Below are 7,860 nucleotides of genomic sequence, written 5' to 3'. Positions count from 1 at the left end.
GTCCGCGGCCGGGGTCGCGGGGGACAGGTCGGCGCTCTCGACCAGCGCGGCCTGCCGTGCGACCGACTCGGCGGCCGCCGTGGTGGCCGGGCCCGGGTCCAGTTCGGCCAGGTAGCGGGCGACCCGGACGGCCGCCCGGGGCAGCGGCAGCGTGTCCCCGGCCAGGCTGACCAGGCCCGCGACCGACGGCTCGGCGGCCGCGACCCGGGGAGCCGCCTTGCCGCCACCGCTGAGGCCCAGGACGAACACCCGCGCCGGGTCCACCCGCCGCCGCTCCTGCAGCAGGCGAACGGCGGCGACCGCGTGCGGCACGTACTCGTCGACCATCGTGAAGCCGGGGGCGGAGCCGGTCTCCGGGTGGACGTGGGTCACCTTGTCGAACCGGGCCACCGCGACCCCGCGGGAGGCCAGCCCCCACGCCAGGTCCTTGAACGGCTTGTTGGGCCCGGTCGTCAGGTCGCGGTCGGCCGGCCCCGAGGCGAGCAGCACCAGCCCCGGCCACGGCCCCCGTCCCCGGGGAACGGTGATCGTGCCGGGCACCGCGAGCGGGCCGGCGCCGACGGTGACCTCGTGCTCGGTGAACCGGTCCGGCTCGGCGTAGGCCGGGGGCTCCCAGGGCGTGCCGGACGGCGGTGCGAGGCGCAGGCCGTGCAGCAGGCCGGTGTCGTCGACCGACATCACCACCGTGAGACCCCCGCGCGCACAGGCCACCGGGACGCTCACCCGGACCAGCCCCGCCGCGGGCGGCTCGCTCACCGGGGTGCCGACCGCCCGGACCGGCCCGGTCTTGGCGATCTCCGTCTCCCAGCCGACCCGGAGCGTCCCGGCCGACGCCGCCGCCCGCAGCCGCGGCGCGAACCGCGCCTCGACCTCCGCGAACCGTCCCGCGGCCGTCTGGTCGACGACCGCCCGCGCGACCGCCGCCGGATCCGTGTCCCTCGTCATCCGACCCCCAACGTTCTCATGTTTTGCGAACGGTATCACGACATGAGAACATTAGGCAGTGGACACCTTGGAACTCCTGGGGCACCCGGTGCGGCTGCGGATCGTGCACGCCCTGCGTGGCGAGCGGACGCTCACCACCGCCCAGCTCGGCGCCCTGCTGCCGGACGTCTCGAAAGCCATGCTCTACCGGCACGTCGACCTGCTCGCCGCCGGCGGGGTCCTGGAGGTGGCCGACGAACGCCGGGTCCGCGGCGCGGTCGAGCGCCACTACCGGCTGCACCGGGACCGGGCGTCCATCGACCCCGGCGAGGCCGCGTCGATGTCGGCCGAGGACCACCGGCGCGGGTTCGCCGTGGCCCTCGCCGCCCTGGTCGCCGAGTTCAACGCCTACCTCGACCGCGACGACGCCGACCCGTCGGCCGACCCGGTCGGCTACCGGCAGCACGCGGTCTGGCTGAGCCGGGACGAGCTCGTGGCCCTCGTCGGCGAACTGCGGGCCGCGATCCTCCCGCGGCTGGCCAACCCGGCCACCCCCGATCGCACGCGGTACCTGCTCAGCCCGATCCTCTTCCCCAGTGAGCCACCCGCGGCCGGTTGAGCACCTACTACGGTGAGGCCATGCGGATCGCGATTCTCGACGACTACCAGGACGTCGCCCTCACCTTCGGTGACTGGGACTCGCTGCAGGCCGACATCACGGTCTTCACCGAACCCCTGACCGACGTCGTCAAGCAGCTGCAGGGCTTCGAGTGCGTCGTCGCGATGCGCGAGCGCACCCGGTTCCCGGCCGAGGTGCTCGACGCCCTCCCCGACCTGAAGCTGCTGGTCAGCACGGGCAAGCGGAACGCGGCCATCGACGTGGCGGCCGCGCGGCGCAACGGCGTCGTCGTGTCTGCCACCGGCTACATCGGGGAGCCGACCGCCGAGCACACCTGGGCGCTGATCCTCGCCGCTTCGCGGAACCTGCCGCAGGAGTTCCGGTCGATGCGCGAGGGCGGCTGGCAGACGTCGGTCGGCACCATGCTGCACGGCAAGACGCTCGGCCTGCTCGGCCTCGGCAGGCTCGGTGCGGGCGCGGCGAAGATCGGGCAGGTCTTCGGGATGGAGACCATCGCCTGGAGCCAGAACCTGACGCAGGAGAAGGCGGACCCGCACGGCGTCACCGCGGTGTCCAAGGACGAGCTGTTCGCGCGCTCGGACGTGCTGTCGATCCACCTGGTGCTCGGCGAGCGGACCCGCGGCCTGGTCGGGGCGGCCGAACTCGCCGCGATGAAGCCGACGGCGTTGCTGGTGAACACCTCGCGCGGCCCGATCGTCGACGAGGCGGCACTGGTGGACGCGTTGCGGCGCAAGGAGATCCGCGCCGCCGCACTGGACGTGTACGACACCGAGCCGTTCCCCGCCGACCATCCACTGAGGACACTCGACAACGCGGTCCTGACGCCGCACATCGGCTTCGTCACGCGGGAGGTCTACGAGATCTTCTACGGCGACGCGGTCGAGGACATCGCGGCCTACCAGGAGGGGGAACCGATCCGCGTCATGACGGAGTGAAGAAGGTGTGCGGCCCGCCGGGGCCCGAGGTCCCCGCACCGGCCCAGCGGCGGGCCTGCACCCTTCGATGACACCACCCGCGCCCGGCGGGCGGCAGGGTCTTTGGGCCCTGTCCCGGCCGGGTCGTTGGGCATCACGTCCGGTCCGCGAATTTCCCTCAGGGAGAGGGAGCGGCGTCCGGGGCGCAGGTCGTCCCCGCCGCCGGGGCCGGCCAGGTCCGTCAGGTACCGCACGACGGCCGCCGACGCGCAGGCGCTCGGGGCGTCCAGCGACGTGCGGCCGTAGCCGTCCACGACGAGCACGCGGCCCGGGGCCGCCGGCATCGCGGCCAGGGTCTGGGCCAGCCGCTTCCGCCGGCCGGACTGGTGGAGCGCGCTGGTGATCGTCTTCACCAGGGAGGCCACGCCCGGGCCGCGGGAGGCGTGGGCGAAGACGCCGGCGAACTTCCGCTTCGGGTCGCCCGCGGAGAACCGGTCCAGCTCCTGCTGCTGCGCGCCGACGACATCGGCCCGCACGTCCACCGGCTGCGCCGGCGACATCGGCCCGCACGTCACCGGCCGCCGCTCCCGGCCCGGCTTCCCGACGGTCTGCCGCAGGAGGTCCAGGTCGCGGGCCGCGTTCGCCGTCGAGAGGTGGCTCAGCAGGGCTCCCGAGGCGGCGCAGGCCCTGCCCGTCGCCGCGCTCGCGGCGAAGCACGCGTCCGGCTGCCTGACCGGGGACCCGATCGGCGGGAGGTGGTCCGCGCCGGGACAGCTGATCGGCGCCGACCCGCCGATCCCGCGCGGGTCGAAGCTCACCAGGTCGAACCGGGCCCGCAGCTCCGGCGGGTAGCGGGCGGCGAACCGGGTCAGCTCGCCGACGCCGTCCGTGCCCGGGCCGCCGAAGTCGAAGAACAGCGAGCCGAGCCGCCGCCCCGGGTCACCCGCCGGCAGCCGGATCACCGGCAGCGTGACCGTGGCGCCCTCCGGCTCGCGGTAGCTCAGCGGCACGGCCGCGGCCGCGCACTGGAACGGCCCGTGGCAGGGCGCCCAGCGTTTCCGGGGCGGGGGCCGGTGCGGGTGCGGCCTGGGGCGCGCTGCAGGCGGCGAGCAGCAGGAGGGCGGCGAGAAAGCCCGTTTCACGCGCCCAGTTCCGCCAGGACGGCGTCGGTGTAGCGCGGCCAGGCTTCGGCGGCCCAGGGGCCGAACGCGCGGTCGGTCAGCGCGACGCAGGCCGCGCCGGCGGAAGGGTCGACCCAGAGGAACGTGCCCGACTGGCCGAAGTGGCCGAACGTCCGCGGCGAGCTGTGCGCGCCGGTCCAGTGCGGGCTCTTGTGGTCGCGGATCTCGAAGCCGAGGCCCCAGTCGTTGGGCTTCTGGTGCCCGAAACCGGGCAGCACACCGGAAAGGCCGGGGAACACGACGTTCGTCGCTTCGGCCACGGTGGCCGGGTCCAGCAGCTTGGGGGCCTGCAGTTCGGCGGCGAACGCCACCAGGTCGTCCACAGTGGACACCGCACCGGCCGCGGGGGAGCCCTCGAGCGCCGTCGACGTCATGCCGAGCGGGGCGAACAGCGCTTCGGCCTGGTACTGCGCGAAGGGAATGCCGGAGTGCTCGGCCAGCGCGTCGGCCAGCTGCTCGAACCCGGCGTTGGAGTAGAGCCGCCGGGTGCCGGGCGCGGCCATCGCCTTGTGTGCGTCGAACGCGAGCCCGGAGGTGTGGGCCAGCAGGTGCCGCACGGTCGAGCCCTCGGGGCCGGCCGGCGTGTCGAGCTCGACGACGCCTTCCTCGATCGCGATGAGCGCGGCGTAGGCGGTCAGCGGCTTGGAGACCGAGGCCAGCCGGAACTTCCGCGCCTGATCGCCATGACTGCCCACGACGCTTCCATCGGCCGCCACCACGGCCGTCGCGGCGTTGTCCACCGGCCACTCGTCGATCAGGCGCACGCTCTCCATGGGGCCAGCCTACGAAACGCCGCGAAGGCCCCCGCACCGGCTGTCGGGGAGCCGGTACGGGGGCCTTCGCGTGGGGTTACTCAGGCGTCGAGGTCGGTGGCGACGAGCTGGGCGACCGCTTCCACGGCCTCCTCGGCGCCCTCGCCCTCGGCGCTGATGACGACCTCGTCGCCGTAGCCGGCGCCCAGCGTCATCAGGTTGAGCACGCTGCCGGCGGCCACCGGGTCCCCGCCGGCCTTGGCGATCTGCACCGCGACGGGCTGCGCCGCGGCCGCCTTCGCCACCAGCGCGGCCGGCCGGGCGTGCAGGCCCACCTTGCTGGCCACGGCGACGCGTTTCTCCGGCATGTTCGTCCTCTCCCTACTGGTTTACGTCGGTGTTGATGTTACGCGGCGGCGGTGCGCTCGAGGTCCGACTCGATCGAGTCGTCCTCGCGGCCCGGCGTGCGCAGGTTGAACTTCGTGATCGCGAAGCGGAAGACCACGTAGTAGATGACCGCGTAGACGAGGCCGATCGGGATCAGCAGCCACGGCTTCTGCGCCGCCGGGGCACCGAAGTTGAGCAGGTAGTCGATCGCGCCGGCCGAGAAGTTGAAGCTCTGGTGGATGCCCAGCGCGTTGCAGATCGCCAGCGAGGTGCCGGTCATGATCGCGTGGAACAGGTACAGCGGCCACGCGACGAACATGAACGAGAACTCGATCGGCTCGGTGACACCGGTGAGGAACGAGGTCAGCGCCCCGGCGATCATCACACCGCCGACGACCTTCTTCTGTGCCGGGCGGGCCGTCTGCCAGATGGCCAGTGCGGCCGCCGGCAGCGCGAACATGAAGATCGGGAAGAAGCCCGTGGTGAAGGCGCCCGCCGACATCTTGCCCGCGACGAAGTTGTTGATGTCGCCGCCGTCGAAGATGAACCAGACGGGGACGTTCAGCAGCTGGTGCAGACCGACCGGGATGAGCAGGCGGTTCAGCGCGCCGTAGATGCCGCCACCGACGATCGGCGAGGCGGTGACCGCGTCACCGGCGGCCTCGATGCCGCTGTTGACCCAGTGGAAGACCAGGCCGAAGAGCACGCCGAGGATCACCATGACGCCCGCGGTGATGATCGGGACGAACCGGCGGCCGCCGAAGAACGCCAGGTAGGCGGGCAGCTTGATGCGGTGGTACTTCTGCCACAGCAACGCCGCCACGATGCCGACCACGACACCGGCGAGCACCGAGTACGGCCACTTGATCGGCTGGAGCTCGGTCACCCCGGCCGTGTACTTCGGCAGGTCCTTGAGCGGGGCGAACACCTGGACGACGGAACTGAACACGAAGAAGCCGACGACCGCCGCGACGGCGGTGGAGCCGTCGCCCTTCTTGGCGAAGCCGACCGCGATGCCGACCGCGAACAGCAGCGGCAGCCAGTTGAACAGCGTGCCGCCCGCGGCGCCCAGCACCGAAGCGACCTTGTTCCAGCCGAGGCCGTCCTTGCCGAGCATGTCGTCCTGGCCGAACCGGAGCAGGATGCCCGCCGCCGGGAGCACGGCGATCGGGAGCATGAGGCTACGGCCGAAGCGCTGAAGACCGGCGAGACCGCTGCCGCTCTTCTTCGCCCCCTCCGCGGTGGTGGAGCTCATCTGGATCCTCCATAGTGGGGTGGTTGACCGGGTTCCGGGGTGTTCCGGTCCAACTGCATGGTCACCTGGTAGTGATCTCCCCGGTACCAGGACGTGATGTCTTCGATGGGGTCGCCGCCTGCGCTGGAGACCCGCCGGAACACGAGCAGGGGGCTGCCGGCACGCATGCCGAGCAACCGGGCCGTCTCGCGGTCCGCGCCTTCGGCCCAGACCGTCTGCCACGCCTGGTCGGGACGCACACCGTACGTCTCGGCCAGCTGCGCGTAAATGGACTGGGTCAGGTCGAGCCCGAGCAGGCCGGGAGCCCGGCCCGCGTGGTACCAGCCGCGCTCGACGGCCAGGGGCACGCCGTCGGCGTGGCGCAACCGCACCAGGTGGTGCGCGGACGCGCCCTCGGCCAGGCCGAGGGCGTGCGCCGAGGCGGTGGGCGGCACCTCGGTGGCCGCCGAGACCACCTCGGTCGTCGGGGTCAGCCCCCGCCTCCGCATGTCGTCGGTGAACGACATCAGGTAGAGCTGCAGCTCCATCCGCCGGGCCGCGGTGAACGTGCCCTTGCCGCGGACCCGGGCGAGCAGGCCCTCCTCGACCAGCTTGCCGATCGCCGACCGGACCGTGAGCCGCGACACGCCGTAGCGCTGGGCCAGCTCGCGTTCCGACGGGATCGGCGCACCCGGCGGGAGCTCGCGCTCCACCGTGCGGCGGAGGATTTCCCGCAGCTGGGCGTGCTTGGGCGTGGGCCCGTTGACGACCCGGTCGGGTGGCGGGACGTGCGCTGCCGCGCTCATCGGCGTCACCCTCCTCGTTCTCGCTTCACCGGGGGACCGGTGCTCGCGTCCGGCCCGGAACATTGGTACGTTCCGGTCTAGACCAATGATCTGATGGGGCAGGATGCTCCGCCGCGCGGACGGGTGTCAACCACCGTTATCCGTTCGTGGCCCACGGCGGGGTGCAAGCGGGCGAACGGCGTAGTACAGGTGGACACGCGGTTCGCGTCAGGTTGGGAACAAACAGTGATCAAGGAGACCGCGATGGCGGATGACAGGCCCGAAAAGATCCTCGCGGCACTCGGCGGCGCGGGCAATCTCACCGAGGTCGAGGGCTGCATCACGCGGCTGCGCTGCGAGGTCGAGGACATGAGCCTCGTCGACGAGGGCGCGCTCAAGAAGGCCGGCGCGATGGGCGTGGTCAAGATGGGGTCGACGGCCCTGCAGGTGATCGTCGGGCCGGAGGCGGACACCATCGCCAGCGACATCGAGGACCTGCTGTGACGTTCGACATCCTCAGCCCGGTCGCCGGGCGCGTGGTGCCGATCACCGAGGTCCCCGACCCGGTGTTCGCGCAGGCCATGGTGGGTCCGGGCATCGCGGTCCAGCCGTCGGGCGGCCGCTCGGACGCGGTCGCGCCGGTGGACGGCACGGTGGCGACGCTGCACCCGCACGCGTACGTCATCGCGACCGAGGACGGCAAGGCCGTGCTGGTCCACCTCGGGATCGACACGGTCAAGGAGAAGGGCGAGGGCTTCACGCTGCACGTCGTCAAGGGCGAGCAGGTGCGGGCCGGTCAGCCGGTCGTCAGCTGGGACCCGGAGGCGGTGACCGCGGCGGGTTACTCGGCGATCGTCCCGGTCGTCGCGCTGGACGCCTCGGCGGAGGTTTTGTCCGGTTTGGACACCGAGCGCGAGGTGGCCGCCGGCGACCGGCTGTTCGCCTGGGACGCCTGAGCCGCTTCTGTCACGCGGCGACGACCGGGCCCCCGGAAAGCACGCGAACGGGCCCTTGTGGACCATCGTCCACAAGGGCCCGTTCGC

Annotated in this window: 10 protein-coding genes; 4 read left to right on the top strand and 6 right to left on the bottom strand. The window is 72.6% G+C overall.

The features are described 5' to 3' along the window. On the bottom strand, positions 1-945 hold a 945-nt coding region (locus CCN39_RS44195; RefSeq protein ID WP_086852730.1), incomplete at its 3' end, for an alpha/beta hydrolase. Positions 946-1,003: 58 nt separating this feature from the next. Here CCN39_RS44195 and CCN39_RS44190 point away from each other — a divergent pair. Both CCN39_RS44190 and CCN39_RS44185 read left to right on the top strand, forming a co-directional pair. Next, complete coding sequence (locus CCN39_RS44190) at positions 1,004-1,543, top strand: helix-turn-helix domain-containing protein (RefSeq protein WP_086852729.1); 540 nt, start codon at positions 1,004-1,006, stop codon at positions 1,541-1,543. Between the two features lie 20 nt (positions 1,544-1,563). Continuing rightward, a complete protein-coding gene (locus CCN39_RS44185; protein WP_086852732.1) occupies positions 1,564-2,499 on the top strand; it encodes a D-2-hydroxyacid dehydrogenase family protein in 936 nt (311 codons plus the stop codon). On the opposite strand, the gene CCN39_RS44180 is transcribed toward CCN39_RS44185, so the two are convergent. The 5 genes from CCN39_RS44180 to CCN39_RS44160 form a co-directional block, all read right to left on the bottom strand. Further along, positions 2,460-3,488, bottom strand: a complete 1,029-nt coding sequence (locus CCN39_RS44180; RefSeq protein ID WP_244211293.1) for an alpha/beta hydrolase — start codon at positions 3,486-3,488, stop codon at positions 2,460-2,462. The genes CCN39_RS44185 and CCN39_RS44180 overlap by 40 nt on opposite strands. Positions 3,489-3,616: 128 nt before the next feature. Next, on the bottom strand, positions 3,617-4,432 hold the full coding sequence (locus CCN39_RS44175; RefSeq protein WP_086852727.1) for a serine hydrolase domain-containing protein: 816 nt from the start codon (positions 4,430-4,432) through the stop codon (positions 3,617-3,619). Positions 4,433-4,512: 80 nt separating this feature from the next. Then, entirely contained in the window at positions 4,513-4,779 is a 267-nt protein-coding gene (locus CCN39_RS44170; protein WP_086852726.1) for an HPr family phosphocarrier protein, read from the bottom strand. Positions 4,780-4,817: 38 nt separating this feature from the next. Continuing rightward, the gene (locus tag CCN39_RS44165) at positions 4,818-6,053 is read right to left on the bottom strand and encodes a PTS transporter subunit EIIC (RefSeq protein ID WP_086852724.1); all 1,236 of its coding nucleotides are present in this window, start codon (positions 6,051-6,053) and stop codon (positions 4,818-4,820) included. Further along, complete coding sequence (locus CCN39_RS44160; protein ID WP_086852722.1) at positions 6,050-6,838, bottom strand: GntR family transcriptional regulator; 789 nt, start codon at positions 6,836-6,838, stop codon at positions 6,050-6,052. The genes CCN39_RS44165 and CCN39_RS44160 overlap by 4 nt, the downstream gene beginning before the upstream one ends. 243 nt (positions 6,839-7,081) lie before the next feature. Between CCN39_RS44160 and CCN39_RS44155 the strand changes: the two genes are divergently transcribed. Together CCN39_RS44155 and CCN39_RS44150 are read left to right on the top strand one after the other, a co-directional pair. After that, positions 7,082-7,321, top strand: coding sequence for a PTS sugar transporter subunit IIB (locus tag CCN39_RS44155; protein WP_167455364.1), 240 nt, complete (start codon positions 7,082-7,084; stop codon positions 7,319-7,321). Then, complete coding sequence (locus CCN39_RS44150) at positions 7,318-7,773, top strand: PTS sugar transporter subunit IIA (protein WP_086852719.1); 456 nt, start codon at positions 7,318-7,320, stop codon at positions 7,771-7,773. The genes CCN39_RS44155 and CCN39_RS44150 overlap by 4 nt, the downstream gene beginning before the upstream one ends. Positions 7,774-7,860 lie beyond the last annotated feature (87 nt).

The organism is Amycolatopsis kentuckyensis, from assembly GCF_002155975.1.
Lineage (GTDB): Bacteria > Actinomycetota > Actinomycetes > Mycobacteriales > Pseudonocardiaceae > Amycolatopsis > Amycolatopsis kentuckyensis.
Note: the sequence above shows the minus strand (reverse complement) of the source record. Positions and strands in the feature narration are given on the sequence as shown.